The following is a 453-nucleotide window of genomic DNA, read 5'->3' as shown; positions in this document are numbered from 1 at the left end:
CCTCGGTGGTCAGGGGCGGCGGGCCGGCCTCGGGCCGTACGTCCGCGGTGACGGCGCTGGGCCAGCCGGCGGCGTGCTCCTCGATGACGGCGACCGCCGAACAGATCTGGCCGGGGGTGCAGTAGCCGCACTGGAAGCCGTCGAGGTCGAGGAAGGCCTGCTGCACCGGGTGCAGCCGGTCCCCTTCGGCGATGCCCTCCACGGTGGTGATCGCGCGATCCTCGGAGGCGACGGCCAGCTGAAGGCAGGAGACGGTGCGGCGGCCGTCGACGAGGACGGTGCAGGCGCCGCACTGCCCGTGGTCGCAGCCCTTCTTGGTGCCGGTCAGGTCGAGGCGGTCACGCAGGGCGTCGAGCAGGGTGGTGCGGTGGTCGACGGTCAGCGTGTGTTTCTCGCCGTTGATGTTCAGGGTGACGGTGCTGGACGACGTGGGGGGCGTCATGGACGGCCTTC

Annotated in this window: 1 protein-coding gene; it reads right to left on the bottom strand. The window is 72.0% G+C overall.

What is annotated here, in order from left to right; genetic code table 11:
* On the bottom strand, window positions 1-442 hold a 442-nt coding region (locus tag LPA54_RS38500), incomplete at its 3' end, for a (2Fe-2S)-binding protein (RefSeq protein WP_228985028.1).
* Window positions 443-453: the final 11 nt, after the last annotated feature.

This window comes from Streptomyces sp. DH12, assembly GCF_020873895.1.
Classification (GTDB): Bacteria; Actinomycetota; Actinomycetes; order Streptomycetales; family Streptomycetaceae; genus Streptomyces.
Note: the sequence above shows the minus strand (reverse complement) of the source record. Positions and strands in the feature narration are given on the sequence as shown.